The 26,900-nt window shown below is 59.7% G+C and carries 22 protein-coding genes; 15 read left to right on the top strand and 7 right to left on the bottom strand.

What is annotated here, in order from left to right; translation table 11 throughout:
• The first annotated feature begins 233 nt into the window (after positions 1-233).
• From LKE50_08510 to LKE50_08495, 4 genes are read left to right on the top strand one after another with little or no spacing between them, the layout of a single operon-like run.
• Complete coding sequence (locus LKE50_08510) at positions 234-1,205, top strand: hypothetical protein (GenBank protein MCH3968633.1); 972 nt, start codon at positions 234-236, stop codon at positions 1,203-1,205.
• Between the two features lie 2 nt (positions 1,206-1,207).
• A complete protein-coding gene (locus LKE50_08505; protein ID MCH3968632.1) occupies positions 1,208-2,248 on the top strand; it encodes an Eco57I restriction-modification methylase domain-containing protein in 1,041 nt (346 codons plus the stop codon).
• On the top strand, positions 2,248-5,586 hold the full coding sequence (locus LKE50_08500; protein ID MCH3968631.1) for a DEAD/DEAH box helicase family protein: 3,339 nt from the start codon (positions 2,248-2,250) through the stop codon (positions 5,584-5,586). Before LKE50_08505 ends, LKE50_08500 begins: the two co-directional genes overlap by 1 nt.
• Before the next feature lie 28 nt (positions 5,587-5,614).
• Positions 5,615-6,526: an abortive infection family protein gene (locus LKE50_08495; protein ID MCH3968630.1), complete on the top strand. Its 912-nt coding sequence runs from the start codon at positions 5,615-5,617 to the stop codon at positions 6,524-6,526.
• A gap of 171 nt (positions 6,527-6,697) precedes the next feature.
• Here LKE50_08495 and LKE50_08490 read toward each other — a convergent pair whose 3' ends face one another.
• Entirely contained in the window at positions 6,698-7,147 is a 450-nt protein-coding gene (locus LKE50_08490) for a YraN family protein (protein ID MCH3968629.1), read from the bottom strand.
• Positions 7,148-7,476: 329 nt separating this feature from the next.
• Between LKE50_08490 and LKE50_08485 the strand changes: the two genes are divergently transcribed.
• Entirely contained in the window at positions 7,477-7,824 is a 348-nt protein-coding gene (locus LKE50_08485) for a hypothetical protein (protein ID MCH3968628.1), read from the top strand.
• A gap of 35 nt (positions 7,825-7,859) precedes the next feature.
• Here LKE50_08485 and LKE50_08480 read toward each other — a convergent pair whose 3' ends face one another.
• The gene (locus tag LKE50_08480) at positions 7,860-9,137 is read right to left on the bottom strand and encodes a site-specific integrase (GenBank protein ID MCH3968627.1); all 1,278 of its coding nucleotides are present in this window, start codon (positions 9,135-9,137) and stop codon (positions 7,860-7,862) included.
• Between the two features lie 324 nt (positions 9,138-9,461).
• On the opposite strand from LKE50_08480, the gene LKE50_08475 reads away from it, so the two are divergent.
• From LKE50_08475 to LKE50_08440, 8 genes are all read left to right on the top strand, one after another.
• A complete protein-coding gene (locus LKE50_08475) occupies positions 9,462-9,950 on the top strand; it encodes a hypothetical protein (protein MCH3968626.1) in 489 nt (162 codons plus the stop codon).
• A gap of 62 nt (positions 9,951-10,012) precedes the next feature.
• The gene (locus LKE50_08470; protein MCH3968625.1) at positions 10,013-10,843 is read left to right on the top strand and encodes an IS3 family transposase; all 831 of its coding nucleotides are present in this window, start codon (positions 10,013-10,015) and stop codon (positions 10,841-10,843) included.
• Between the two features lie 174 nt (positions 10,844-11,017).
• Positions 11,018-11,458, top strand: a complete 441-nt coding sequence (locus tag LKE50_08465) for a hypothetical protein (protein MCH3968624.1) — start codon at positions 11,018-11,020, stop codon at positions 11,456-11,458.
• Positions 11,459-12,147: 689 nt separating this feature from the next.
• Positions 12,148-13,296 carry a bacteriophage abortive infection AbiH family protein gene (locus LKE50_08460; GenBank protein ID MCH3968623.1) on the top strand — a complete coding sequence of 383 codons (1,149 nt, stop codon included), beginning with the start codon at positions 12,148-12,150 and terminating at the stop codon, positions 13,294-13,296.
• Between the two features lie 167 nt (positions 13,297-13,463).
• Positions 13,464-14,006 carry a hypothetical protein gene (locus tag LKE50_08455; protein MCH3968622.1) on the top strand — a complete coding sequence of 181 codons (543 nt, stop codon included), beginning with the start codon at positions 13,464-13,466 and terminating at the stop codon, positions 14,004-14,006.
• Positions 14,007-14,020: 14 nt separating this feature from the next.
• On the top strand, positions 14,021-14,851 hold the full coding sequence (locus tag LKE50_08450; protein ID MCH3968621.1) for an IS3 family transposase: 831 nt from the start codon (positions 14,021-14,023) through the stop codon (positions 14,849-14,851).
• Positions 14,852-15,822: 971 nt separating this feature from the next.
• The gene (locus LKE50_08445) at positions 15,823-17,070 is read left to right on the top strand and encodes an ATP-binding protein (protein ID MCH3968620.1); all 1,248 of its coding nucleotides are present in this window, start codon (positions 15,823-15,825) and stop codon (positions 17,068-17,070) included.
• A gap of 1 nt (position 17,071) precedes the next feature.
• Positions 17,072-17,746: an RloB family protein gene (locus tag LKE50_08440; GenBank protein MCH3968619.1), complete on the top strand. Its 675-nt coding sequence runs from the start codon at positions 17,072-17,074 to the stop codon at positions 17,744-17,746.
• A gap of 99 nt (positions 17,747-17,845) precedes the next feature.
• Here LKE50_08440 and LKE50_08435 read toward each other — a convergent pair whose 3' ends face one another.
• Together LKE50_08435 and LKE50_08430 are read right to left on the bottom strand one after the other, a co-directional pair.
• Positions 17,846-18,352: a hypothetical protein gene (locus LKE50_08435; protein MCH3968618.1), complete on the bottom strand. Its 507-nt coding sequence runs from the start codon at positions 18,350-18,352 to the stop codon at positions 17,846-17,848.
• A gap of 153 nt (positions 18,353-18,505) precedes the next feature.
• Positions 18,506-19,723, bottom strand: coding sequence for a site-specific integrase (locus tag LKE50_08430; GenBank protein MCH3968617.1), 1,218 nt, complete (start codon positions 19,721-19,723; stop codon positions 18,506-18,508).
• Between the two features lie 200 nt (positions 19,724-19,923).
• On the opposite strand from LKE50_08430, the gene LKE50_08425 reads away from it, so the two are divergent.
• Positions 19,924-23,655 carry a S8 family serine peptidase gene (locus tag LKE50_08425; GenBank protein MCH3968616.1) on the top strand — a complete coding sequence of 1,244 codons (3,732 nt, stop codon included), beginning with the start codon at positions 19,924-19,926 and terminating at the stop codon, positions 23,653-23,655.
• A gap of 122 nt (positions 23,656-23,777) precedes the next feature.
• Here the strand turns inward: LKE50_08425 and LKE50_08420 are convergent, their stop codons facing one another.
• Together LKE50_08420 and mscL are read right to left on the bottom strand one after the other, a co-directional pair.
• Positions 23,778-24,908 (bottom strand): diguanylate cyclase, encoded by a 1,131-nt coding sequence (locus tag LKE50_08420; GenBank protein ID MCH3968615.1) that lies wholly within the window; start codon positions 24,906-24,908, stop codon positions 23,778-23,780.
• 118 nt (positions 24,909-25,026) lie between these two features.
• Positions 25,027-25,518: a large conductance mechanosensitive channel protein MscL gene (mscL, locus tag LKE50_08415; protein ID MCH3968614.1), complete on the bottom strand. Its 492-nt coding sequence runs from the start codon at positions 25,516-25,518 to the stop codon at positions 25,027-25,029.
• Between the two features lie 203 nt (positions 25,519-25,721).
• Between mscL and LKE50_08410 the strand changes: the two genes are divergently transcribed.
• Complete coding sequence (locus LKE50_08410; GenBank protein ID MCH3968613.1) at positions 25,722-26,270, top strand: methylated-DNA--[protein]-cysteine S-methyltransferase; 549 nt, start codon at positions 25,722-25,724, stop codon at positions 26,268-26,270.
• 90 nt (positions 26,271-26,360) lie between these two features.
• On the opposite strand, the gene LKE50_08405 is transcribed toward LKE50_08410, so the two are convergent.
• On the bottom strand, positions 26,361-26,882 hold the full coding sequence (locus tag LKE50_08405) for a GNAT family N-acetyltransferase (protein MCH3968612.1): 522 nt from the start codon (positions 26,880-26,882) through the stop codon (positions 26,361-26,363).
• Positions 26,883-26,900: the final 18 nt, after the last annotated feature.

Genomic DNA, 26,900 nt, shown 5'->3' with positions numbered 1-26,900 from the left:
TGCAGGCGATCCCTCTCGGACGACAGTCTGAGGGGATGCCGCGGGCAGCGAGGCGACGTTGGCGAGCCTGGCGAGCGCATACCTATCCGGCACACTTGTGTGTACCGGATAGGCTACTCGCTGCACGGTGAAGAGCAGATTATGCCATGGGGCATATTTGTCCGGCATAGGCGGTATCCTGAAGAGGTTTAGGACTGATTATTCATTTTGAAGGGGAAGACGAGAGCTGGCACATGGCCGAACCTTCTGCACATAACGTTGGGTTTGTTGAGGCCGTCGAGCAGGCCTATCCGCTGATGGCGCTCGAGGCCCTATTGATGGATAGAACGACGGGCCACAACATCATCTGGGCCGACTCAGAATATGAGGCTCTCGGCGAAGGCTACATGGCCCAGGACGAGATAACCACGGATGCCATCTCTGGCCTCAACTCTGGTGTCATCAAACCACGCATCGCCAAGGAGCAGGAGAGGCAGTCGAGACGCACGAGGAGCCGTGCCGAGGTGTTCACGCCCTCGTGGCTGTGCAACCAGATGAACAACGACATCGACGAGGCCTGGTTCGGCAGGCCTGACGTGTTCAACTCACAAGACGGCACCTCATGGAAGCCGGTTGGCGGAAAGATTCGGTTCCGCAAGATAGAGGGGCGCACCTGGCGTGATTACGTGGATTGTCCGAAGCTCGAGATCGCCTGCGGCGAGGCGCCGTTCATCTGCTCACGCTATGACACGGTGACTGGTGATATGTTGCCTGTGAAGCGACGCATCGGCTTTCTGGATCGGAAGCTGCGAGTGGTCGCCGAGAATACTGACACCTATGAGGACTGGCTGACATGGGCGATGCGGGCGGTGCAGAGTAGCTATGGCTATGAGTACCAAGGAGACAATCTGCTTCTTGCTCGGATCAATGTCCTTGAAACACTCGCCGAGTACATGGAAACAAAATGGGGCAAACGTCTCGATGATGCCGAGTCCATGGCCGTTGCCGAGGTCATCTCATGGAACGTCTGGCAGATGGACGGGTTGACCGGAACTGTCCCCTCGGACAAGCTACCAGAGACCATGCAGGACGATGCAGACTACGAGCAGATGTCCTTCTTTGACCTTGACGAGGAGCCTGAGGAGCGGGCTCCTCTCTGCCAGATTTACGACTGGACGGAGAACCAATCGCAGGCCTATGCGTCGCTGAAGAGTAAGGGGTTCTAGCCATGAAGAAGTTCTATGCGGTTATCGGAAATCCGCCATATCAAGGCGAGAATGATAGCAACGGTCGCAAACCTCCTATATACAACGACTTCATGGACGCTGCGTATCAAATTGGCGACATTGTTGAGCTCATCACTCCAGGAAGGTTTCTCTTTAATGCCGGACAAACTCTGACGTCTTGGAATGAACGAATGCTTGGCGACGAGCACCTTAAGGTACTCATGTATGAGTCCAGTTCTTCAGCAGTGTTTCCCGGTACCGACATTAAGGGCGGTCTAGCAGTAACGATTCGGAACTCGAATGAAAGCTACGGTCCAATTGAAGTGTTTACAGCTTATCCCGAGTTAAACTCAATTATTAGCAAGGTGAACAAGCGGGTTGGTCATGAGCGGAAGCTTGATAGTATCTTTGGATCTCAACGTCTCTATAAGTTTTCGGAGTCATTCTTTGCGGAGTATAGAGATGATCTCAATGTACAGGCAATTCTCGAAAGTGGGACAAGAACCAAAATAACATCTAGTTTTATGGAAAAGATGCCCAACGTATTCACCAAGGACAGGAATTCGCTAGTTGATGTTGTCAAGTTTCTCGGCCGCTTTGGCGGTAGAAGGCAATACCGCTACATCGAGCGGCGATATCTTAAAGACAACGAGTACCTTGATGCCTATAAGCTGTTCATTCCCGAGGCAAACAACTCTGGAGTGTATGGTGAATCTCTAGCAGAGCCGATAGTCGGCAATCCCGGCGAGGGCTCGGCGGACACCTTTCTAAATGCTGGACCTTTTAAAGCGGAAATAGAGGCTGACAGTCTTAGGAAATACTACAAGACTAGGTTCTTTCGGTGTTTGCTTGGCGTCAGGAAAGTGACCCAGCATAGTCCTGCTCAAGTGTGGAGAACGATACCTCTCCAGGACTTCACCTCCTCATCCGACATCGATTGGTCAAAGTCCATCTCTGACATCGATCAGCAGCTCTACAGGAAGTATGGGCTGGATGATGACGAAATCGCCTTCATCGAGTCCCACGTGAAGGAGATGGCCTGATGGGCGCACAGGACATCACCGGTCTGGTCAAGAGTTCGAGTCGTGTCGTTCCCGAGATATATGCCTATACGACTCCGGAGATCGCACGTCATGACGGTTGGACGAAGATCGGGTACACCGAGCAGGACGTGGGTACCCGCATCGCTCAACAGACCCATACGGCGGATGTCGTGTACGAGCTCGAGTGGCGTGGCAACGCCGTCTACGACGACGGCAGCGGGGACACGTTCCGTGACACCGACTTCCACAGCTACTTGCGCAAGCTCGATTACGAGGACAAGCCCGGCACGGAGTGGTTCGAGATCACGCCGGACGACTCCCATTCGCGCTTCTACGAGTATCGGGGGAACCGAGGCGTGCTCGAGACCCCGGAGGCGAGCGAGTACACGCTTCGCTCCGAGCAGGGGAGGGCCGTCGAGGAGACCGCCGACTACGCCCGCCTCCATGAGGAGGGAGAGTATCTCTGGAATGCCAAGCCCCGCTTTGGGAAGACCCTCGCGGCGTATGACCTCTGCAAGAGGCTCGACGCCGTCAAGGTGCTCATAGTCACCAACAGGCCCGCCATCGCGAACTCCTGGTACGACGACTATGTCGAGTTCATCGGGACCGAGTCGGGGTACTCCTTCGTCAGCAGCGTCAGTGCCCTTGTGGACAAACCCTTTGTCATGACCCGCGAGGAGTACCTGGAACATATCAACAGACCTGGCGCCTCTAAGAGGATCATCGAGTTCGTGAGCCTCCAGGACCTCAAGGGCTCCATCCGCTTTGGAGGCACCTACGACAAGCTCGACGAGGTGGCCGAGCTCGAATGGGACGTGCTGGTCGTCGACGAGGCGCACGAGGGCGTGGACACCTACAAGACCGACGTCGCGTTCGATCACATCAAGAGGAAGTTCACCCTGCACCTCTCAGGTACGCCCTTCAAGGCGATCGCGAACGAGAAGTTCGACGAGGACGCCATCTTCAACTGGTCGTATGCCGACGAGCAGAAGGCCAAGCGCGACTGGGACGACCCCGAGCTGCCGAACCCCTATGCCGACCTGCCACAGCTCAACCTCTTCACCTACCAGATGTCCGACATCGTCACGGACGAGGTGGCACGGGGCAAGGAGATCGACGGGGAGACGGTGGAGTACGCCTTCGACCTCAACGAGTTCTTCGCCACGAGCGCCAATGGCCACTTCGAGCACAACGAGGACGTCGACAGGTTCCTTGACGCGCTCACGACGCAGAGGAAGTACCCCTTCTCCACGCCCGAGCTCAGGGGCGAGCTCAAGCACACGCTCTGGATGCTCAATCGCGTGGACTCCGCCAAGGCGCTGGCGAGGAAGCTCAAGAATCATCCGGTCTTCGGCGAGTACGAGATCGTCCTTGCGGCTGGCGATGGCCGCATTGATGACCAGGATGCCATGGAGCAGTCGTTCGACAAGGTGCGCAAGGCCATCGCCGACAACGACAAGACGATTACCCTCTCAGTCGGACAACTGACCACGGGCGTGACCGTTCCCGAGTGGACTGCCGTGCTCATGCTGTCCAACATGAAGAGCCCCTCCCTGTACATGCAGGCGGCATTCCGTGCACAAAACCCATGCCTGTTCCGCAGGGATGGCAAGTACCTCCGCAAGGAGAACGCCTACGTCTTCGACTTCGATCCGGCGCGTACGCTCACGATATTCGAGGAGTTTGCCAATGACCTTTGCTCGGACACCGGTGCGGGCAAGGGCGACATGGACTCCCGCAAGGAGCACATCCGCACCCTGCTGAACTTCTTCCCGGTCATAGGGGAGGACGATCAAGGTGAGATGGTCGAGCTCGATGCGGAGAAGGTGCTCTCCATACCACGTAGGATCCGCTCGCGTGAGGTGGTGAGGCGTGGCTTCATGAGCGACTTCCTCTTCCAGAACATAAGCAACGTATTCCACGCACCCTCCGAGGTGCTGGCCATCATCGGGCAGCTCCATCCCATCAAGGAGCCAGATAAGGACCTGGGGATCAACGGGGGCACTGCCACTGATCTGAGCATCAATGACGACGGTGAGGTGGAGATACCGGAGGAGCAGGTCATCGGGAAGGCAGCGGACCTCTTTGGCGATAAGGTCTATGGCGACGTGTCCGAGGACCTGGAGCAGGATATCGAGGAAATCATCAAGGACCACGTCGACACGGACGACGACGCCGAACTTCTCGACAGGCTCGAGGAGGCCTTTGTCAGCAACGTCTCCGTACCGCTCGTCGAAGCCGCGAAGTCGGATTACGGCGAGGAACTCAGGCCTGCCCAGAAGAACAGGATTGAGCGAAAGGTTAAGGCTGACGCAGGGATGACCCTGAACAGGCAGGTCGGTGACTACAAGATTCAGAAGAGGCTGATCGAGCAGTCGCGTAGCGAGGCGCTTGCACAGGCCGCAACCGACGAAGAATCGGAATCGATCAACAAGGATCATGACGAGCGCAAGGTCAAGGCATACCAGGATTTGGTCACCACCCTCCAGAGCTCGCGCGACGAGCTTGTCAGGAGCGCTGGCGAGGACATCGTGCGCGAGGTCGAGACGGGAAAGAAGGAGAGGAAGAAGCAGGACATTGAAACGGGCGTGCGAGACCACCTACGCGGCTTCTCTCGTACCATCCCCTCGTTCCTCATGGCCTATGGGAATCAGGACACCTCGCTCGCATCGTTCGACACTGTCATTCCGGCGGACGTGTTCCAGGAGGTAACTAGCATTTCGGTTGACCAGTTCCGTTTCCTCCGCGATGGCGGCGACTTCACGAGCGAGGAGACCGGGGAGGTCGAGCACTTTGACGGTCATCTGTTCGATCCCGTGGTGTTTGACGACTCGGTAAAGGAGTTCATCCGCCTGCGTACCGAGCTCGCGAACTACTTCGATGACTCGAAGAAGGAAGACATCTTCGATTACGTTCCACCACAGAAGACGAATCAGATTTACACGCCCAAGCACGTGGTGAAGCAGATGGTCGATTTGTTCGAGGAGGAGAATCCCGGCTGCTTCGACGACCCATCCCATACCTTTGCAGATTTGTATATGAAGTCGGGCCTTTACATCACCGAGGTGATAACGCGGCTCTACAACAGTCAGAAGATGCAGGAACTGTATCCCGATGACGCCGAGCGACTGAGGCACATCCTTGAGAAGCAGGTATATGGTATCGCCCCGACAGAGATCATCTATCAGATAGCCACACACTTCATCCTCGGCTTCGACAACGAAATCGGTAAGGGCTGCAAGACGAACTTCGTCATGGCCGATTCGACGAAGCTGGCTACGGAGGGCAAGCTGGCGGAGTTCGTCGATGAGACGTTCGGGAACAAGCTCGAGGGATAGGAAGGCCGTTACCACGGAGGAGTCGTCGATGGCTGGAGGTAAATCGGATACAAGAGGAGGTCCCTCTGATCCTAACCGTCTCCTACTTAGCAAGGACGTCTACGCGATTCTTGACGGAGACACATCTCTTGGCGAGGAAGGAGGCCACGACCTGAAGATGCCGTATCTATCTGGTCTGGATATCGTGAGCCTATCCAATAAGTTCGGACTTCCCATGGAATACGGGGGCTCAAGCCGTTGGGAATACGTGGACGAGCTCATGAGGTATGCCATCAAGGTTGGAAGATTCTCCAACCTCCTGCGCTGCTTCTTCAACGGACAGGGCTTTGCAGATCAGTTATCGCATGTCCCTTCCGAGGACCTCGAGCCTGCCCATGCGTGCATTGTCAAGAGAGCTGTGGATGAGATAAATCGCCGTCTCATCTATGGCGGTCATGAGCTTCGCAACGTTGGCAACGGTTTTTGCGTGGTGGACCGGAACAACCCCTCACCGGTCGCTACCCCGATGCTAAGCAAGGTAAATAGCGACTATATCCGTGAACTCTCTTCTCGAGCACAGGCCGATGTTGCAGCTGGCCGGTTTGATAGCGCCGTTACAAAGTCACGCACCCTTCTGGAAGAGACATTCTGCCACGTGATAGAGCTCAAAGGGAGGACCCCCTCAGACAAGGGCGATATCGGAACGCTCTATAAGCAGGTCAAAGACCTGTACGACATGCACGCGGACAAGAAAATGGATAAGAGAACCAATGAGCTCATCTCGGGGCTCGAGAAGATCGTGTCGGCTGTTGGGTCAATGAGAAACATATGCAGCGATTCCCATGGTTTAGGAAGTCGACGGATTCTCATCAAGGACTATCATGCACTCCTCGTGGTCAACTCTGCGGAGACTCTGGCAGGTTTTATCTTGGCGGTGGCAGAGCATGCACAGGAAGACTAATTGGTGCCAGGGGGTCTGCTCCCCTCGCGCGCGTCAGGTGTTCCTGCGCGCGAGGGGAGCGGCCGCGGGAGGGCTTGGCTGCGGCCGTGGCGGCGGAAAAGGGGGTGCCGCCCACGTTCTCCGTGGACGGCACCTTTGCCACCGTGGGCGGTTGGTTCTTTGTCCTAGGGTTTATTCCTCCCACGAGTAGGCACCGATGAGGTGACGTAGGCGGGCGCAGCGCTCGCCTACGATGGCGATGGATATGACGTCGACGCGCGCCCTCTTGCACTCTGGGTGCGCGAACAGGTACCGCATGGCGAGCCTGCGGTATGACTCCTGCCCCTCGGCGTCGACGGCGAGCTCCGGCATGTAGGACTCCTCGCCCAGGCGCACGTGCGTCCTGACGTCAACGAGGACGACCTCCCCCTCGCTGTCGTCAGACGCCACGACGGGCACGCTGCCCTCCTCACACGTGAAGCCGTTGTCGTCGACAATGTAGCCGCGCCTCTTGAGGTAGAGCCTGGTGAGCTTCTCTCCCTCGGACTCGACCTCGGCTGGCGTCATTTCGTCCACGGGCGTGGCTTCCTGCTCTTCCTGGTTAACTGCTGTCTGCTGCTTTGTGCTCTCGTTGCTGGTCATGTTGACTCCCTAGGACGTGGGGGCCCTTTGCCCCCTCGGTTAAGAGAGCAAGCAAGGCATGGCCTCCCCATGAGCGCGTCCTTGCGGGCGTGGCGCGGCGCACATGGGGAGGTCATGCCGTCGGGGAGCGGGAAGAGGTGCTTGCTCCCCGTGCTAGCGTCTTAATCGAGGGGGCGAGACGTCGCGAGCGAAGCGAGCTCGCCCTTGGGGCCCATCGTCTCGCTTACGCCGGGCGGTCCACACGTATCCCCTGGCATAACGCCTCGTTTTATGGTTATTCCTTAGGTACGATGTGAGGCGATAGCCCGATAACAGTGGAGGCGACTGCCATGGAGTGGGTCTACCAAGATGTCGTTGTCGAGACGGTCGACTGGTTCGTGCGAAGAGCCATTCCCGATTCAGGTGACTGGCATGGTGAGAGCTACCGTATCCAGCAAGTGGCAATGATTGGCGGGAGCGCTTGGAGGATCGAGGTCGACATACCCACCTCCGCAGAGGATGCCTGGCTGAGCTTCACCATCGAGGCCTCTGATGAGACCGGCGAGACGTCCGTTTCCGACATTGAGTGTGTGCGTGGGGGACGTGGCGAGAATGACGGCAGAACATATAACTGGGACGATTGTTCGCGCGAATGGAGGATGGTCGACTCGTCGGATGGCGAGGGAGGATCCTCGTGAGCCCGGTCGCGGCTATCTGCTGACCTAGTTGGTGACTATGCTCTTCCGGTATTACGTATGAGCCCTTTTCCCGAAAACGCTATGACCTTGTCGTCGTCCGGGTCCAGCGGCGTGCGCGGCCTGGGCTCCGGCCGCTTGCCCATCACCTCGTCGATGGTCTCGGCCGCCGCGCGCTTGGACTCCGGGTCGGCGCTAGCGTAGATGTTGAGCGTCATCGCGGCGTTGGAGTGCCCGAGGATCGAGCTCACGGTCTTCACGTCCACCCCCTCTGCTATGGCATAGGTCGCGAACGTGTGCCTGAGGTCGTGGAAGGTGGGGACGCGGCCCTGCGTGCCCACGAGGCCCATCGAGCGTGCGAGTGCCCTCCACTGCCTCCAGACCTCGTGCGGCGGCAGGAACGACCCGTCGATCCCGCCGAGGACGTAGAGCTGGGCCATCGCGTCCTCGTCCGCGGGGACCCCTGCGACCTCCCTCTCCCGTGCCATGGCCTCGTGACGGCAGGCGAGCCTGCCTGCCAGGAAGCTGGCTATGGGGACGTCCCGCCTGCTCCCGTGCGTCTTGGGCTCCTTCACGTAGGACCTGGTGCCGTCCCTGGCGATGGACCTCCTGACCCACAGCACCCTGTCCTCGAGGTCGACGTCGCCCCATCTGAGGCCGCAGATCTCGCCCTCGCGCATCCCGGTGTAGATTGCCACGACGACGGCGAGGTTGAAGGCGGTGTCCGCACCCTCGTCGAGGAACTGCATGAGGCGTGCCCTCTGCGTGGAGGTCAGGGCGTTGGGCGAGGCGGCGGGGAGCTTGGGCGGCCTCACGACGTCCGCGGGGTTGCGGTCGATGAGGCCCATGCGGTAGGCGTTGCCCAGCGCGGACTTGAGGAGCACGTGGATCTTGCGCACCGACGCCGGTGCGAGCCCGCCCTTGAGGAGCTTGTTCTCGAGCTTCTGTATCTGGTCGGCCCTGAGCTCGGCCAGCTTGATCCTCCCGAGGTCTCGCTTGATGTGGTCGACGATGGCGCGGTACGTCGTGAGGGTCGACCTCTCCACGGACTGCGACTCGCTCAGGGACTCGAAGTAGCGGTCCATGTACTCGGCCACGGTGAGCCCTGCGAGCTCGAGCCCCTTCTCCTCCTCGAGGACCCTCGCTCGCTCCTCGAGCTCGGCACGCACCGTCGCGAGCTCCCTCTTGGCCTCCCGGAGGCACTTGGCATCCAGCTGCCGGGTCACCTGCTTCCAGCTGCCCTTGTCGTCCTTGTACTTGAAGATCCCTCGGAACGGGGGAGTGGTGCCCCTGACGAACGCGTTCGTGTATTTCATGCTCGCTCCAGACTTTTATGCACCAAGGCCCCGTGGTGCACGTGCACCAAACCTGGCCGTCCGACCTGTCCTGACATGGCGGACATTAACACCGCTGGCCGTATACGCTGGCGTTGTTGGCGCGAGTGGCGGGCATGGCAAGCTTGTCATGGTCTGGTTCCCGCTGACACGGAAGAGGTCGCAAGTTCAAATCTTGCAACGCCCACCAAAATGACGAGGTCAGCGGCTTGCCCGCTGGCCTCTTTTCGTATCTCGCCAACTATCGGTTCCCAAGTGATGTGACCCACGAACCTTGGACACCAAGACGACTTGGAAGGAGTCGCGATGTCCACCAACGAGAGGGTCATCCACTACCACTACCACTACCATCACCATCGCCATACGCCCGAGGAGATCATGCAGGCCTTCACCTACGAGGAGGAGGGCTGCACGATCCGGGAGACGGCGTTGCGCTGTGGGGTGTCCGAGTCCACGGTGAAGGACTGGAACAGGCAGTACCTCATCCGTGGCAAGGCGATGCTCAAGTCCAGGAAGAGGACCTATTCGCGCTACCCGGAGGCAACCAAGTCCTCCGCCGTCAGGGCCTGTCTCTCGGGCGAGGACGCCAACTCCGTCGCCGAGAGGTTCGGTATCCTGAGAATGCAGAGCATCTACGCGTGGTCGCACGACGACAGGTACAGGGGCAGTGTCGCGATGGAGGACGAGCGCAAGGCACCCAGGACCAACCGCAAGGTCAGTGCCCGGGACGAGCAGGAGGGCATGTTCCCCGAGGAGGAGCTCGAGTACCTCCGCATGGAGAATGCCATACTATAAAAACTAGAGGCCTTGAGGTCGGAGCGGCGCCAACCGCGGAGAAGGTAGCGGTTGTCCGGGCCTTGAGGCGTGACTTCCCGCTCGGGGCGCTCCTTGCCTACGTAGGGCTTCCCAGGTCGACCTTCTACTATCGCGTCTCGCACCCGACATCCGACCGCCATGCCGCCGTCCGACCGCTGGTCCGCTCGGTGTTCGGGGAATCGCGCGGGGCCTATGGCTATCGGAGGGTGACGCTGGCGCAGGAGAGGGACTACGGCTTGCGGATCGACCGCAAGACCGTGGCGAAGATCATGCGTGCAGAGGGACTCCGGGCGAGGGGCAGGCGGAAGAGCAGGTACAACTCGTACAGGGGCACCGTGGGTAGGGTGGCCCCGAACCTCCTCGAGAGGCACTTCACGGAGGAGGTGCCCATGCGCAGGCTGGTGAGCGACATCACCCAGTTCAACGTCGGTGACAGGCGGGTCTACCTCTCGCCTCTCATCGACCTCTACAATGGGGAGGTCATCTCCTGGAGGGTCGGTCCCAGCCCCGACGTCGAGTCCGCGCTCGGCATGCTCGCCGATGCCGCGGACAGGCTCCAGGGCAGCGGGACCGTGATACACACCGACCAGGGGTTCCAGTACCAGACACCCCGATGGCGCGACAGGCTGGCGTCGCTGGGCCGCACGCAGTCGATGTCGAGGAAGGCGACCTGCCTCGACAACGCGCCGGCCGAGAGCTTCTTCGGCAGGCTCAAGACGGAGTTCTCCGACGGCTCCGACTACACACAGCCCAAAAGGTTCGCCAGGGACCTCGATGCCTGGATAGTCTGGTACAACACCGACAGGATCAGGGGGCCACTCGGAGGTCTCGCCCCTGTAGAATACAGGTTGGCCGACCAGCGGCTGGCCTAGGAACATGTCCAAGATCGGCGGGTCACATCACCTGCGTAGAATCGGCGAAGAATTGCTTGTCTTGCCAGCTAGCATAGCGGGAATTCCGACAGAGTTGCCGATAATCCATTACAAAACAGGACTATTAGCATTAATGAATAGCCTTTATAGCCTAAAGCAGTTTAGGGAGTCCATGTGAATAACCCAACAATACGAAACGACGAAGCTTCTGCGAAGATGAGTAAGAAAGACGTGTATCTGTTCTTGCTAGTACTGATTGGAACAATTGCTCTCGCCGTTCTTCCTGGCGGTCCCTCATTCCGATTAGAACCGCCAACGCTGCCTGATATTATGTTTATGATTACTTCAGGACTTACGTTCTTTAGTCTGGGCAGTTCACTCAACAGTCTTCGTTCAAACAAAAAGTTGAGCGATGCTATGCTATCGGTTCTATTGGCCGTCTCTTTTGGTGTACTCGTTTCTGAAATTATCTATGCGCTTTTGTGCAATGACAGAACACTTTCCCTTACAATTCTCATGACTGTTATGAGCGCCCTCTCCTTTATCCTCTCGAGACCCTGGGACAAAGCAGAAAAAGCAGATAAAAGCACTCATATGATGAAATCAAAAGAGTAGCCAAGTCATTCACTCATCATGTTTAGACTATCCGTACATTAGGAATAGTGGGCAAGAAGAAAATCCTTGTGTCGCTAGATAAATGTAATGCCTTTCAACCTGCAAGTCCATTACCAATGTAATTGACAATCACGGAATGACCAACAGATGTGTTTGAAGGAAATGATTAGGTGGATCTTGAATCTCTACCAACAATCATGGCCTTTTGGTGGTTGAGTCCATGCCGCAATGGTTATATCGAAGATTATCGGTCCTTAGAACGCCTTACAACAAGCCGTTTACCAGGCATAATACTACTGTGTTCCCAACGTGACACACCTGCCGGAACTGCCGGATGTGGACCAGCGATCCTGATGACGCATCCCATGGTGCGTGCTGGGGGAGCAGGGGAGACGAGGTCCCCGTGACGGACTTCACCCACGAGTGCGACAGTGTCGGCTTCTCGCCGAGGAAAGCGCCGTCGCAGGAGTGATGACTCCCACGTGGGTCATCGCCCTCTCATCGCGACCTGTGTCGGACCCCTTCATGAATCGTGTCCTATCGAACGGTAAGGCTCGGTACCATTGCTGGGTAGGAACAATGAGAACCGCATCGAGCTGAATGGCTGGAACAAAGAGCTTCACGTATCTCTTCTTGTTACAGATATAATATATAAAAATGTCCATACTCTTCTTTGGATCTGAAAGAGAATGAATTTATACATTCTTGGCAATGGATTCGACTTAGCCCACCATCTACCAACAAGTTACGAAAATGATTATAATATCATTGTCAAAAACACTTGTAGCAGTGAACTGTGGGACAAGTTGAACGAGCTGTATTTTAGCTGCGGTGGGAAGCCACAGCCTAAACTTTGGTCGGAATTTGAGTCAAGAGTTGGCTTCATATCAGATGAGGAAGAGAAGAGACTTCGTGATACGGCAGATGGGAAGCTTGATGAGCTCAGAGAAGTTGCAAGTGATGATGGTATAGATACAACTCAAGATAGAGACATCGACATGCAGCTATTCGACAAGGACGATGAGATAGATTGTGCGGTGCCTTCACGAGAAAGCATGTTTCAGTTTATTCCCTTTGAGGATAGCCCATCCGACATCCATGCCATGCTCAATGTGTGTATGGAGGAAATGGTAGAAGCAGCCAACGATAAGCTTTCATCGACGAAACCGATTGGAACGATTAACCCTGAGAGCTACTTCATAACTTTCAATTACACCAATACGCTCGAAGACGTGTATCAGATTGATGAATCGAAGATCCTTCATATACACGGCAAGTTAAATGAGCCTCTCATTTGGGGCAACGACAAACATGTCATCGAAGGCAATGTTATCGATGTAGCACCTAACTATGACAGCATAATTGATGGCAGAGTGCCCTATGGCTCTAATGATGGATTCGCATCTTATTCTGGATATGCCGCGCAGCAAGACAGTATTGCTCAAGGAAGTACAACAGTATCGGATGCGAGTGATGTGGCGGTATCAACGCTATCGGCTATTGGCAATGCAATGGTTAAGACAATCGATGTCAATAAACTCGTGGACTTCATAAATGTAATACCTGGTGATGTGAGCACAATTTATGTCCTTGGGCATTCGCTTGGGTCGGTTGACGGAGAGTATTTCGAACAAATAGATAAACGATGTCCACGGGCTAAATGGGTGATTTCTTATCGTTGCAAGAAAGATCGTCTCACCCTGAAGAAGGCTGCAAATAGCTTGCTTGGCAATAGCAGCATAACCTTCAGGCAATTCGGTACACTTTTCCAGTCGACGAGCGGCCCTTTCGGTACCGCTCTGTCTGGTGTCAGCAGTATGGTAGTCGGACATGCATAGAGCAATGCCGAGCGATGCCTGCAGGCGGCATGCGAAGCGTGGGGCGAGATCGGAGAGGCCAAGCCGATGGTACTCACATCGAGCCCTGCGAAGAATCGGCGAAGAATCACTGGTGGATGATGTGACCCACGAACCTTGGACACCAAGACGACTTGGAAGGAGTCGCGATGTCCACCAACGAGAGGGTCATCCACTACCACTACCACTACCACTACCACTACCATCACCATACGCCCGAGGAGATCATGCAGGCCTTCACCTACGAGGAGGAGGGCTGCACGATCCGGGAGACGGCGTTGCGCTGTGGGGTGTCCGAGTCCACGGTGAAGGACTGGAACAGGCAGTACCTCATCCGTGGCAAGGCGATGCTCAAGTCCAGGAAGAGGACCTATTCGCGCTACCCGGAGGCAACCAAGTCCTCCGCCGTCAGGGCCTGTCTCTCGGGCGAGGACGCCAACTCCGTCGCCGAGAGGTTCGGTATCCTGAGAATGCAGAGCATCTACGCGTGGTCGCACGACGACAGGTACAGGGGCAGTGTCGCGATGGAGGACGAGCGCAAGGCACCCAGGACCAACCGCAAGGTCAGTGCCCGGGACGAGCAGGAGGGCATGTTCCCCGAGGAGGAGCTCGAGTACCTCCGCATGGAGAATGCCATACTAAAAAAACTAGAGGCCTTGAGGTCGGAGCGGCACCAACCGCGGAGAAGGTAGCGGTTGTCCGGGCCTTGAGGCGTGACTTCCCGCTCGGGGCGCTCCTTGCCTACGTAGGGCTTCCCAGGTCGACCTTCTACTATCGTGCCTCGCACTCGGCGGTCGACCGCCATGCCGCCGTCCGACCGCTGGTCCGCTCGGTGTTCGGGGAATCGCGCGGGGCCTATGGCTATCGGAGGGTGACGCTGGCGCAGGAGAGGGACTACGGCTTGCGGATCGACCGCAAGACCGTGGCGAAGATCATGCGTGCAGAGGGACTCCGGGCGAGGGGCAGGCGGAAGAGCAGGTACAACTCGTACAGGGGCACCGTGGGTAGGGTGGCCCCGAACCTCCTCGAGAGGCACTTCACGGAGGAGGTGCCCATGTGCAGGCTGGTGAGCGACATCACCCAGTTCAACGTCGGTGACAGGCGGGTCTACCTCTCGCCTCTCATCGACCTCTACAACGGGGAGGTCGTCTCCTGGAGGATCGGTCCCGGCCCCGACGTCGAGTCCGCGCTCGGCATGCTCGCCGATGCCGCCGGTAGGCTCCAGGAAAGCGGGGCCGTGATACACACCGACCAGGGGTTCCAGTACCAGACACCCCGATGGCGCGACAGGCTGGCGTCGCTGGGCCGCACGCAGTCGATGTCGAGGAAGGCGACCTGCCTCGACAACGCGCCGGCCGAGAGCTTCTTCGGCAGGCTCAAGACGGAGTTCTCCGACGGCTCCGACTACACACAGCCCAAAAGGTTCGCCAGGGACCTCGATGCCTGGATAGTCTGGTACAACACCGACAGGATCAGGGGGCCACTCGGAGGTCTCGCCCCTGTAGAATACAGGTTGGCCGACCAGCGGCTGGCCTAGGAACATGTCCAAGATCGGCGGGTCACATCACTTTCCGATGTTTTTCCCATTCTTGCAATGGAGTGGAATAGCAAAAGGAATGGATCGCTGACTCCGTCCGATGTTTCTGGTCATTCAAACCGGAAAGTATGGTGGACATGCCCAATCTGCGGCCATGAGTGGGCGGCTCGAGTGGATTCGCGCAGCGCTGGGTCCGGATGCCCAAACTGTCATCGTAGAGTTGCTTCTTCAGTCGGCTAGCTGTCGTACGCCAGGACATTGTTTACAGAATGGAGAGTGACAAACTGGAGGGCTTCCCGAAGCTGTGGATTGTCTAGATTTGCAGTCGGAGGGAGCCCTTCCATGTCCCAACATCCCAACGCACGGCTCACTCCGATGGGCTGTTGTGCCTTCTGCTGGGTGGAGGCATGAAATCTCGCGGCCTGGCACATGGTGTGCCGCGAGCACGAGGCACTTGTGGCAATCTGTACAGCATTCGCATCACCTGGGGCATTGTCACTCATGAAGTTATGATCGACATCGAAGCAAGCTTTGAGGCCTCGACCTTCATCGATGCACTTGGCACGAGCGGAGCGTGTTCACCAGGTCCTACAACTCCCGCAAAGCGACAAGGTCAAGAGGAAGGGCCAGGTGCTCTCCCGCGAGCAGGGCTACGTCGCCCATATGTGACGAATGCCGAGAGGCCCGTGGGTCTCCCGGCATTCGTGGATTACTTCAATCATGATAGGTTGTACAGCACTTGCTGGAACCTTTCCCTAATGTCACGCGTGAACAACGTCCCAGCACGTAGCACCGTGGACATCGATGATGCCCTTACGTACTGCTGCTTGTGCCGGAACAGAATAGTGAATGACACTTAAGCCAGTTTTTCTCCATACAATCAGTCCTTTGATTCAGAAGGTATCGACTACACCTTGTAATCTGTGATAAGCTCACAAAAAGTAGCATGAGAGCGCGGGTGGAGGTATATTATGCTGTTAACGTTCTCGTTCAAGAACTTTGGCCCCTATCGTGACGAGACCATTTTTGACATGCGTGCTGTCCGTTCCTATAAGGAGCATGAGCAAAACCTCAGGACTGTAGGGAACGAGCAAGTCCTCAAGACGGCTGCCATCTTCGGCGCGAACGCATCCGGCAAGTCACAACTCGTGAAGGCCTACGGTTGTTTCTTCCGAATCGTTGATGAGTCCTTCAGAAACCAGGAGAACTCCGAGGGGGATGGCAAGCCGGATCTTCCCCTGTCTGAACGAGGCAATGTCCTCAGGAAGAACTACCATCCCTTTCTGTTCTCCTCCGACGGTCAGGATGAGGAGACTGAGTTCGAGGGCACCTATTCTGGCCCTGATGGTGAATATCGCTATGGTTTCACCTACACGGCCGAGAGAATCACCTCCGAGTGGCTTTACTTTACCAACGAGGAAACCGGAAGGCAGTCGACGGTACTCGAGCGTTCCACCAAGGACATGAACACCATCAACCTCGGCTATTCTGTACGGTCAGAATGTAGGAAGTACATTGGCGAGATTCCAGACGATGTTCTCGCTCTGTCCTTCTTCGACAGCCTCACGCTCACGAACAAACTATTCTCCCATGCCTCGGACTGCGTTCTCAGCGTTCTTCCGGTGGGTGGAGTCATGTGCGAGGAATGGGTGCATGAGTTGTCGATGGACTACTTCACACGTTCCTTCGAGAGTGATCAAGGCGCGGGCCTTGTGAAATTCCTTAACGGTGTGGATGTCGCCATCACGGGGTTCACGGTTGACAGGCACAAGGACCATGTCCAGGTGCTCACACACCATAAAGGTCCTGACGGGATTGATTATACGGCGCGGCTTAGTATCGAATCGGACGGCACACTCAAACTTATCGCCCTTTACAGGTATCTCAAGATTGTCCTTGAGCATGATGTCGCACTCCTCATCGATGAGCTTGATGCGGAGCTGCATCCGCTGCTGCTCCACTATATCCTCAAGATGTTTCAAGGGGATAATGCGGTGGGTCAGCTCATCTTCACTGCCCATGATGTGACTCTCCTCGATCGGAAATATCTGCGTCGCGACCAGATCTGGCTCGTCGACAAAGATGGGAGCGGCGTCTCAAGCATGCACTCGCTCTCAGAATACAAGGTAAGAAACGATGCCTCATTCGGCTCCTCGTACCTGAGTGGTGTGTTCTCTGGGATTCCTCTATTGACCAGAGCCGCTGGAGTGGAGGAATGATATGGGAAGCGATGACCTCTTCAAGAAGCGGCGGTCTAAAAAAGTTCCCCGGCGCAAAGCGGGGACTCAGTCTGTTAGCCCCGAGTCCTACCTCATCGTTACCGAGGGGACAAAGACAGAGCCCATATACTTCGAGGAGCTAGCCAATACGGTAAAGGAAGGTCTTGGAGGAACCCTCGATGTCCAAGTTGAAGGAAAGGGTCGGGGTACGATTGCCCTCGTCCATGAAGCCGAGAGAATCGCCAGTGAACCCGGTAAGGACTACCAGCATATTTGGGTGGTTTTCGACAAAGATGACTTTGACAATTTTGACGAGGCAATCAGCCTAGCCGAAGCCGATGGGTATCAAGTGGCTTGGAGCAACCAATCCTTCGAGCACTGGCTCTATCTATATTTTGATTACTGCGATTCAGCCCTTTCGAGGAATGGCTGGTGCGACAAGTTGGATGCCATATTCAAGGGTCGTGGCATCTGCGCCGAAGGATATAAGAAGGCCCAGGAAGGGCTCTACTCGCTGGTCGGCGAGTACGGGAACCTCGAGTTCGCTATAGCAAATGCCTGTAGGGAACGCGAAGCGTACCGGACAGTAGGGAGATTGTCCAAGCCATCAACCTGTGACCCATGTACCACAGTTGACATTCTTGTGAGAGAACTCACGGAGTTGCTCAAGGACTAAGCCTCAACGCGTCCGCAGACAAAAGTAGTGTTGAGCCGCCTCTGCGATGCCCCTCGGTCAAGCCCGTTACCCTTGGCAGGCGCCCCGAGGTGGCCTATGTCATATGAAAACAATGTCTTGGCATGCAGCACCTAGGTCGCTCAGGAGGTCGTCGGCCTCTGCCGGTGTGATGTGTCCAAGCCGCTTGGCCTCGTCGACCGCTTCGGCGAGGCGTTCGGGCATCATGTGGCCCATGCAGGAGCGGATGGCATCCGCCGCGGGTTGGGAGGGGATCCCGACGTAGCTCGTCACGGGGGCACCCTCCTCCACGTGCGTGAGGCGGATGTGGGGCGGGAGGGTGCGCCGCACGCGCCTCGTGGTGGCGACCTGGATGTAGGCGGGGTTGGTGGGGGCCAGCTTGAGGAGCCCCAGGACGGACTCGCCCCAGAGGAACGCGTCCGGCCCGGCGAGCGCGACAGCTTCGGCATAAGGGTCCTCCTCGGTGGGGGAGTACCACTCGACGCGGTAGAGGCCCTGCCCGAGTCGTGTCAGCTTGCCTCGGTGGGCGAACTGCACGAGCTCATTGTTGGAGATGCCCAGTTCGCGTGCCTCCTGGGAGGTAATCATGCCCCTGGTGTCCGCTGTCGCCTCGTATATGTCATCGAGTTTCGTCATGCCAATAGTATAACGGAAACATGTTAGCTTTGACATAGCAACTCATGACTCGCTCGGTGCGATTGGCACGTCCTGCTGTCATGCGATTGTTAGGAGTCTTATCCGTCACCTTGCCACCCTGAACCGCACGACCTCGCCGGTCGGCTCGGGCCTCCTGCCCATGACCTCGCCGATGGTCTCGGCGGCGGCACGCTTGGCGGTGGGGTCCGCGCTCGCGTAGACGTTGAGCGTCATGGCGGCGTTGGTGTGGCCCAGGATCGAGCTCACGGTCTTCACGTCGACGCCCTCCGCGATGGCGGCGGTGGCGAAGGTGTGCCTGAGGTCGTGGAAGGTGGGGACGCGCCCCTGTGTGCCCATGAGCTCGAGGCACGACGCTATCGCCTTCCACTGGCGCCAGACCTCGTGCGGGTGCAGGAACGACCCGTCCACGCCCCCGAGGACGTAGAGCTGGCCCAGGCCGCCGTCGAGCTGCACACCCGCCTCGACGCAGCCCTCCAGCATCGTCCTGCGCCTGATGTCGAGGAGGCCGACAAGGTCCGCGGGCATAGGGATGTCGCGCATGCTCCCCGCGGTCTTGGGCGGTTTCACGTAGAAGCGTCCGTGGTCCCGGGCTATCGCCTGCCGCGCCCAGAGTGTGCGTGCCTCGAGGTCGACGTCGCACCACCTGAGGCCGCAGATCTCGCCCTCCCGCAGGCCGGTCATGAGGGCCATCCTCACGGCCAGGTTCGTGGTGGTGGGTGCGCCCTGGTCGAGGAACGCCATGAGTCTGCGCCGCTGTGCGTCGTCGAGCGCGTTGGGGGAGTAGGCGGGGAGCTTGGGCGGCCGCACGGCCTCGGCCGGGTTCCTGTCCAGCCGCTCGAGCATCACCGCCTGCTTGAGCGCGCTCTTGAGGAGCACGTGCGCCTTCCTTACGGTGGCCGGCTTGAGCCCGCGCGCGTTGAGGCCGTTCTCCCACCGCTGGATGTCGTCGTGCCTGAGGTCGAGGAGCATGATGTCGCCCATGCCCTCCCGGATGTGCTCGGTGATGGAGCGGTAGGCCGTCACGGTGGAGCGCTCGATGGCTTGCGACCCCTCCAGCGAGTCCACGTACTCGTCCATGAACGAGCCCACGCTCTGGTTACGCCTCCTGGCGCGGCCGAGCTCCCTCGTTGTCCGCTCCTCGAGCTCGTCGCGGGCCTCGAGCAGCTCGCGCCTCGCCGCGGCCTTGCCCCTCGCCTCGAGGGTCACGGAGGTCTGCTTCCAGACACCGTCCTCGTCCTTGTACTTGAGGATGCCCCGGAAGGGAGGCTTGGTCCCACGTATGCAAAAGCTGGAGTAGAGCATGTCTGCCTCGATTCCGCACCAAGTCTGGGCGACTGGTGGCTTCGACTTCCAACTAGCGGCACGGGCACCATCCTCTTTTGGGGCCCTTTCGCGAGGGCTCTCGCGCCGTCTGTCTTTGGCGGCGCTGATAACGGGGGGTATTTCCCTGATCGACTGATATGCTGCTAAGGATGCTTTTAACCTGAACGAACGGGGACATCATGCCTACTCGTCATCTCGTGCGTCCCGCCTCGCTCCGCGCGTCGCTCGTCTCGTCGCTCTCCGTGGTGCTGGTGCTGTCCGGGGTCCCGGTCAGCGCCCACGCCGACGCGACCTCCTCGCAGACGGATGCCTCGACCTCGGTCGCGCAGACGCAGTCCGACTCGACCACGGCTAGCACATCGACCACATCCGACAAGGACACGCAGATCGCCGACCTCCTGGCCGAGGGCGACTACACGCAGGGCGAGGTCGTGGCGACCGTGTACGGCAGGTATGCCTCGGTCGACGACTGGTTCGCATCCTCCTCCGATGCTTCCTCCGAGTCCCTGCTCGACACCACTGCCTCGACCTACGCCGTCGCGACCGACGAGTCGGTGGCGGCCTCCGCGGAGGACGAGACCGTGACGGTCATCCTCATCTCGAACCCCGACATGACCTGCGAGCAGATGCTCGATGCCCTCTGGGATGACCCGCGCATCCTCATGGTCGAGCCCAACTATGTGGTCCAGGCTTCCACGTCCGCTACGGGTGACGCGACGACGGCCACGAGCTCCGCTAGCTCCACGACGCTCTCCCTCCAGGGCGAGCTGGCGACGAGCTCCTCCACGGGGCTCCCGTTCTCGAGTGCCTCCTCGTTGGCGGACGGCACGTCGTGCCAGTGGGCCATGGACAACGACGGGTCGACCATGTATGACGGCAGGTCCTACGTGGGCTTCGACATCAACTCGCCTGGTTGGGGCGCCACCGGCGAGGAGAATGCCGCAGGCGTGGTGGCGGTCATGGACTCGGGGATCGACTGCGCGAACCCGGACCTCGAGGACGTGGTCCTCGATGACATGGAGACCTACAACTCCGACGGCGGTCCCCACGGCATCGACGTGTCCGGCTTTGGTGACCCCAAGGACATCACCGACGAAGGCGGGCATGGCACCCATTGCGCGGGCACCATTGCTGCCGCGTGGAACGGCTATGGGACGAGCGGTGTCGCGAACGGCGTCAAGCTCTGCGGCGTGAAGGTCTATAACTCTGACGGTGCGCTGACCCTCGCCGCGCTGGCACGTGGGTATGCGTATCTCTCCGAGTGCGTCGACAACGGGCTCAACCTGGTCGCCGTCAACAACTCCTGGGGAGACCGGGAGATCACCAAGACGCTCGACCTCCTCGTCACCCAGCTGGGCGAGAAGGGCGTCGTGAGCGTGTTCTCCTCGGGCAACGAAGGCTCCGACTCGAGCTATAACCCCAGGCCGAGCTCCGCTCTGAAGGACAATCCCTACGCAATCGTGGTGGATGCCACCAACAAGAACGGCCTGAACGCGTACAACTTCGGCCAGTCGACGACCAACGTGATGGCACCTGGTGTCGGTATCCTCTCGACTGCCTCCCAGGATGCCACGGGGAGGGGCGCGGCCACGTACGTCTCCGCGCTCGATGGGAACCCGCTCGTGAGCGACACCTATGAGCAGGGCACGACTGACCAGATCAAGGCCTATAAGAGCTTCGATCTCACCACCCTTGCGGCCACAGATCAGGTGGGCCAGAGGAGCACGGACCTCTATGCCGAGGGAGCGCAGTCCCTGTGCGTTGCCTACGACGACCAGACCACCGATGACGTCAGTTCCGGCTACGGGAGCCTTTCGTGCCGAGCGACCTATCTCAAGGTCCCCATGGGCGGATATGAGGACTCCGTGGTGTTTGGATGCGACGTCCTTCAGCGCGCAGCGGGAGATACGACCGCGCGCTTGATCCTGGTCCGAGTCGCCGTGAAGGCGGCTGATGGGACCGTTGACTGGAGCACGTACAAAGGTGCGGCCTCCTTCGCTGGCGGATCGGAGTGGTTGAACCTGTACGCTGACACCAGCACCTTGCTGACGGATGGTCAGACGATCGCCCGCGACGCCGATGGGGCGATGACGGTAGAGGTCCTGGTGATGGATGATGGGACGGCCGCGGAGCCTTCGATCTATCTCGACCGATGCTCGCTCGGTACGAGCATGACGCCATACCTCTATCTGTCCGGAACATCGATGGCCGCCCCGATGGTGTGCGGTGCGGCCGCCGTGGCGGCGAAGGACCAGGGACTCGATAACGCAGCTCCCGTCGAGCTGCGCGCCCAGCTCGCGCGTGACCGTGTGGCCTGGGTCGAGTCCCATGTGAACCAATACGACGGTAGGTTCCTGGGGATGTGCACGTCGGGCGGTCAGATCGACCTCTCGGTGACGGCACAGAAGACCTTGCCGGTCATATCGACGGCCGCGGTCGTGGACGGGTCTGATCCCACCGAGGTCAAGATCGAGGGCTCGGACTTCACATCCTCCGGCTCCGTGACGATCGCCTCGAAGGCTGCGGAGGTGGTCTCGTGGTCCGACGGCGAGATCGTGGTGAAGGCCCCCGACGGCCTCACGTCCGGGGTACTGCCTGTCAGCGTGACGACGTCTGCCGGTACCTGCACCAAGGCGTTCCTCATGGACCTCTCGTCCGCGAGCGACAAGCCGCTCTTCGAGCGCGACATAGCGATGCCCTCGGAACTCTCGGACTCGAGCATGGACAACCAGATGCTCGGTGTCGACGGGGGGCTCCTCGTCTTCACCCAGGACCAGTTCAAGGCGTACTACCAGTCTGACCAGGGGACGTCGAACGAGATAGGCAGCTATCGGCACGTCTGGCGCTATGACGCCTCGGCTGGCACCTGGAAGCAGTGTGCGGACCTGCCCGACACCCTCAACTCGCTCTCGGTCACCATGCACGACGGACAGGTCATCGCATGCGGCGCCGTGCTGGACTGGACGGCCAAGACGCTCGTCTCGCACCTCTATTCGTATGACCTCGCCTCTGACACCTGGCAGGCGCTCGATGCCACCAACGTTCCCCCTATGGCATCGATCGCGGACGTCTCGGGGCAGTTGGTCCTTGTGGGAGGGGCCTCTGGGTTCGAAGATTCCGGTATGGCGGCCTTCGGGACCTCCGTGGTGCCGCTCCAGAAGGATGATGTCGCCACGCTCGACCTCGCGTCCGGGCAGGTCGAGCCCGTCGCCAGCCTGGCGACAGAGGACCTGATGCCCAAGATCGCGGTTGATGGGTCGAGCATCTACGTGTGTCAGGGGAAGTCGTTCTCGAGCGTGGGCATCGGGACCACCAGCGGCATGGCGCGCGTGACGAACGATGGCGGCTCTTGGACCACGACCGACCTGGCGTCGTCGTTACCGAGCGTGATGGCGGATGCCTTGTCCGCGACCAAGATAATCCATGGCACGTATGGGATTGCCTCCACATCGGCCGGCGTCATCATCAGCGGTGTCCTTGCCTATGCGGACTCCACGGACACGACGTTCGCGGACGCGGACACCTACGTCCTGTCCGATGGCGCCACAAGCTTCGTCGACTTCGGCAAGCGGGCGGCCTACGAGCCGATCTTCTACTCGTGTGCCGCCTCGTCGGGTGGATGGCTCTACGTCATGGGGAGCTCCGCCTATGACGACGACGTCCTCATCCTTCGGGCGACGCAGATCGATGCGGAGCCCACCACGCCCACGACGCCCACGACGCCCACGAGCCCCGACACGCCTGATGCCACGACCCCCGAGGCGTCGACCACCGAGGCGGACGACGTCCAGGGGACGGATTCGCAGGTCGTGCCCAAGACGGCCGACGAGACGCTGCCTGCGGCCCCGATTGCCCTCTCCGCTGCAGCCCTTCTCGGGGGTGCCCTCGTCCTGCGCCGCAGGAGGGGGTAGGCACGCCGTCCGACCATGGCCCGCTCGGCGGTGGCGCATGCGGCTGACAGGGCCTTGTCGTGCGACGAGAAGGGAATGCGGGACGGCGGGTCGCCTGTCCCGTCAGGTCTTCCCGACAGCCGTTAACGTGCGAGCGCGGCCTTGGCCTTGTAGAGCTCCTCGTCGGCCCGCGCGATGAGGTCCTGCCGCGACGTGACGTCGCTCGTGTACCGTGCGGACCCGATGCTGACGGTGAGGGGGTAGGGCGTCTCGACCTCGGCCAGGGCGGCATCGATTCTCTTGTGGACGTCCAGGATGGACTGGTCCTTGTCGAGCTCGCATATGACGGTGAACTCGTCCCCGCCGTAACGCGCGATGAAGAAGCCCCGGCGGCTGCACGCCTTCCTGAGCGCATCGGCGACCAGCCTGAGCGCCTTGTCCCCTTCGATGTGGCCGTAGGTGTCGTTGATCGCCTTGAACTTGTTCACGTCGATCATGAGCAGGTAGAGCGGCTTGTCGCCCTGGTCGCGCCTGAGTCTGACCGACAGGTACTGGAACAGTTGGTTTCGGTTGTTGAGCCTGGTGAGGGCGTCGATGGAGACGAGCTGTGCCTGCAGGGTCAGGTAGACGTAAAGGAGGCCGAACGTGTTGCCTACGCACAGGATGGGATAGCGCGGGAAGAGCACCTGGAAGACCCCGGTGATGACGCTGGGGACTACGAAGGTCGACAGGGTCCTCAGCTCCATCCTCCTGGCATAGTCGTTCGTCCTGTTCGAGAGGACGTACGCCTTGGTCGCCGTGAGGATGACATACCCGTACGTCACGACCACCTGGAGGAGGTAGGCAGGGCCGCGGTGGTACTGGTTGGCCGCATCGACATAGAAGAGCCAATGGGTCCAGTACGTGAGGAACGTGAGCGCGATCAGTATCAGTGCGGGCGCGAATGCGACGAGGTGCCAGCGCCTGTCGCGTGCGAACCTCGACTGCTGGACTGACTCCGAGTAGCAGAACCAGAAGTAGCTGACGAGACATCCGAGGATGTAATATAAGCCGTTCAACAGCCAGTTCAGGGCAGGGGAGGAGAGCGCGGCATCGCTGTCCACGAAGATCCAGCAGGCATCCACGACAAAGAGCAGCATGTTCGTGAAGCAGACGGCGAGGTAGCTCTGCCGCTGGGACTGCGGGAACGCAGAGCGCCTTGCCTTCAGGGCGATGAGCAGCAGGAAGAGTATGCAGATGATGCAGACTTCCGCATAGAGTACCGTGACCGACATGGCGCACCTCCTCTGCGGTCATGTGCTAACAAGAGCATACCGAGCCTCAGGTCAGCTAATCCGAGGTTTCGGCCAGTGTGGCTGGGGGATGGTTGTGCGGCGGTCTTGTCGGCTGCCGCTACCTCGTGCCGCCCATGGCCGAGATGTCAGTCGCGCTGGCGTTCGGCAGGACCGACGTGCAGTGGGGGCAGCGCACGGCGTCGTCGACGATCTCCTCGCCGCAGTAGGGGCACGTGCGTGCCGCAGGGGCATCGGCCGGCTCCTCGCCCCAGCCGCTCCTGACCTTCTCGGCTGCCGCCTTGGCCTTGTTGTAGGAGCGCACGAGCATGAAGACGACGAACGCGATGAGGACGAAGTTGATGATGGCCGAGATGAACGCGCCGAAGTCGATCACCTGGTCGGAGCCGGGGATGGCTATCGCGAGGCCTGACGCCGAGCCGGTGCCGCCGGTCGCCATGGTGATGATGGGGTTGATGACGTCGGTGATGAGCGCCGTCACGAGTGCGGTGAACGCGCCGCCGATGATGATGCCGACGGCCATCCCCATGACGTTGCCCTGGTCCAGGAACTCTCGGAACTCCTTGAAGAGGCCCTTCTTCTTGTCCGGCATGCTGACTCCTCACGTTGACCTTGCAGCTTGTGCGAATGCGCCCTGGGACGATGTCGTAGGAACCTGATGCGTCAGATGATATCGCCGGGTATGGTGGTCATGGGCCTGCTGCTCCCTCCTTTCGGTCACGTGCGCCATTCGTCGGTGGATGTGGTTTCATGGATGCCAACGGACGGCGAAGGACGGCGCAGGGAGGGGCATGCATGGCCAAGGCAGCCGAGAGGAACGAGGTTGGGTCGAGCATCGGGGAGGTCACGTCGCTCATCGGCCACGAGTCTCCCTTGGGACCCATGACGCTTGCCGAGCGGGGCGGCGCGCTCGTCGGGTCCTGGTTCGACGGGCAGGCGCATGACCGGGCGAACGTCGGGGCCTGCCGTGAGGCGGTGGGCGGCGAGGTCCCCGTCCTCGATGGGGCCGTTGCGTGGCTGGGGCGTTATTTCGCAGGTGTCGACCCTGGTCCCCTGCCGCCGGTCGCGCCTTATGGGACCACCTTCCAACAGGCGGTCTGGTGCGAGCTCGTCGGCATCCCCCGAGGCCGGACGACCACCTATGGGGCCATTGCCGACCGTCTGGGCGTGGCGCGCGGCCGGCGTGCGTCGGCGCGGGCCGTCGGGGCCGCGGTCGGGAGGAACCCGCTGCTCGTCTTCGTGCCATGCCATAGGGTGGTCGGGTCGGACGGCAGCCTCGTGGGATATGCCGCGGGCCTCGGGCGCAAGGAGGCCCTTCTCGTCCTGGAGGGCGTGTGCAGGTAGGCTCTCGTGGTCGGGTCGGGTCGGTCGGTGCGTCGAGGCGCGCGAGCGTCGGACGGGCGATACGTCGCCCCGTGGGTGCGGCCCCTGTCGTCAGGTCGCGCGCTCGAAGAAGAGGAAGTCCGTCCAGCCGGTGTTCTCGGCGTAGAGGTTCTGTCTCCCCCTGGGCTGGAAGCCTTTCGAGGCATACAGCCGCTGCGCGGGCGTGTTGGTGGCCAGGGCGTCCAGGCGCACGGCCCGCTTGCCCTCATCCTGCGCGAGGCGGACGGCCTCGTCGATCATACGGCTCGCGAGGCCCTGGCCCTGCCGGCTCGGCCTCACGGCAAGGAGGTGTATGACGGCGACCTCGTCGTCTGCGGCGTCGACCTGCCAAGGCACCTCGTGGTAGTCCTCCTCCTGCCCCATGCTCATCGCCATCGCGGCCACGACCGTGCCTCCGTCTGCCAGCAGGTACATGGACCCGTCCTCGATGAAGCTGGCAAACAGCGCGTCAGTCGGGTAGAGGCCGTGCTTCCACCGCGCATGCTGGTCCAGCTGGGGCGTCTGGTCGATGACGTCCCGATAGAGCACCCTCACGCTTGTGAGGTCTGCCGATGTCGCCTTGACGAAGTCCATATGCCTCCCTTGGGACCG

The sequence above is a fragment of the Atopobiaceae bacterium genome (genome assembly GCA_022483015.1).
GTDB lineage: Bacteria > Actinomycetota > Coriobacteriia > Coriobacteriales > Atopobiaceae > JALCUE01.
Note: the sequence above shows the minus strand (reverse complement) of the source record. Positions and strands in the feature narration are given on the sequence as shown.